The following is a 1,265-nucleotide window of genomic DNA, read 5'->3' as shown; positions in this document are numbered from 1 at the left end:
CCAGAAAAACGATAACTCTTAGGCAAGAGTACCGCCTGACTATTCCCACTCATAAACAGCTTTGCCGTGTCCATTGGTCACTCCGTATATACAGAAGGGGGGGAGGGGAGATACTATTATTTATTATAGCAAATATTATGCTCGTCAAGCAATTCTGTATGGCAATCTATAAAATTAATTCAGATTTCCTAGTCCAGGCGATCGCACCCCCGAAAAAAAACCGGGTTTCTGCGATAATTTTGGTTTTATGTTAATATTTATTAAAGAACCCCGGTTTCTCAGATCGGGCGATTAGAATAGAATCATCGTAAATACAGACCTAGGCTAACGACACTTATGCCCGAAATCGTCGAAATTCCCATTGAACTGACTCGCTTTCAACTGCCCCCAGCCGTTCAAAATCGATTGCAATTTCTCTTAGATCGTCAGGATGAAGGCTATCCTTTGTCTCAAGCAGAAAGACAGGAAGCCGAGGGACTGGTGGAACTGGTGGAATTTTTATCTTTGTTACAGTTACGTTCAACGCGAGTGAGTCAATAATTATCAATGACCAAAATTCCAGCTACTCTCCGTCGCTTGGTGATTCAGCGAGCCAATAATCGTTGTGAATATTGCGGGATTTCTCAGGTGGGTCAAGTCGCTACATTTCACATCGACCATATTATTCCCGTTGTGGCTGGGGGCGAAACTACGGCAGACAATTTAGATCTTGCTTGTGTTTCCTGTTCGCTTCGCAAGGGAGCGCGTCAGGAAATTGAGGATCCTGAAACAGGCGAGGTTGTCTGTATTTTTAATCCTCGCCAACAAAGATGGAATACTCATTTTGCTGGGAATGGCGTGGAGGCGATCGTCGGGTTAACGGCAACGGGTAGAGCAACGGTGAAAGTTCTTAATTTGAATCGGTCAACGATGTTGGCAATTCGGGCATAAGAAGAATTACTGGGGCGACATCCACCCCCGGAAGATATCAATTAAGTAGAGGTCGAGCGATCGCTTTCTCTGATTCCAAGAACATTGTGTGCATTTTTTGATGATGGCTATGGCTGGAGAGCGAAGCGATCGCACCCCCGAAAAGAAACTGGGTTTCTACAACAGCGCATTTCTGCCAAGATTTATTAAAGAAACCCGGTTTCTCCATAAATAGCCTAAGGGGTAGTGTTAGGGGCGACGAGAATTTAATTACCTAATAATTAGCCTAAAAATCCGCTCGGTAACGCACCATCATCAACCAGACAAAAATCATCTAATTGTATAGATACAAATAT

4 protein-coding genes are annotated in these 1,265 nt (G+C 43.7%); 3 read left to right on the top strand and 1 reads right to left on the bottom strand.

Translation table 11 applies throughout. From position 1 onward, the window contains the following. The 3 genes from P5683_RS24955 to P5683_RS24945 all read left to right on the top strand — a co-directional run. The coding region (locus P5683_RS24955; protein WP_315647037.1) for a hypothetical protein at positions 1-254 on the top strand (254 nt) is incomplete at its 5' end. Positions 255-336: 82 nt separating this feature from the next. Further along, positions 337-540 carry a hypothetical protein gene (locus P5683_RS24950; protein ID WP_006622733.1) on the top strand — a complete coding sequence of 68 codons (204 nt, stop codon included), beginning with the start codon at positions 337-339 and terminating at the stop codon, positions 538-540. Positions 541-546: 6 nt separating this feature from the next. Continuing rightward, the gene (locus P5683_RS24945) at positions 547-930 is read left to right on the top strand and encodes an HNH endonuclease (protein WP_006622744.1); all 384 of its coding nucleotides are present in this window, start codon (positions 547-549) and stop codon (positions 928-930) included. Positions 931-967: 37 nt separating this feature from the next. Here P5683_RS24945 and P5683_RS24940 read toward each other — a convergent pair whose 3' ends face one another. Next, the gene (locus P5683_RS24940) at positions 968-1,138 is read right to left on the bottom strand and encodes a hypothetical protein (protein WP_155839117.1); all 171 of its coding nucleotides are present in this window, start codon (positions 1,136-1,138) and stop codon (positions 968-970) included. Positions 1,139-1,265: the final 127 nt, after the last annotated feature.

It is taken from the genome of Limnospira sp. PMC 1279.21 (genome assembly GCF_032349615.1).
Lineage (GTDB): Bacteria > Cyanobacteriota > Cyanobacteriia > Cyanobacteriales > Microcoleaceae > Limnospira > Limnospira fusiformis.
Note: the sequence above shows the minus strand (reverse complement) of the source record. Positions and strands in the feature narration are given on the sequence as shown.

Bases quoted from the DNA above. Each gene is read 5' to 3' on its own strand.
- P5683_RS24950 (WP_006622733.1), top strand. From the start codon at position 337: ATGCCCGAAATCGTCGAAATTCCCATTGAACTGACTCGCTTTCAACTG.
- P5683_RS24945 (WP_006622744.1), top strand. From the start codon at position 547: ATGACCAAAATTCCAGCTACTCTCCGTCGCTTGGTGATTCAGCGAGCC.
- P5683_RS24940 (WP_155839117.1), bottom strand. From the start codon at position 1,138: ATGGAGAAACCGGGTTTCTTTAATAAATCTTGGCAGAAATGCGCTGTT.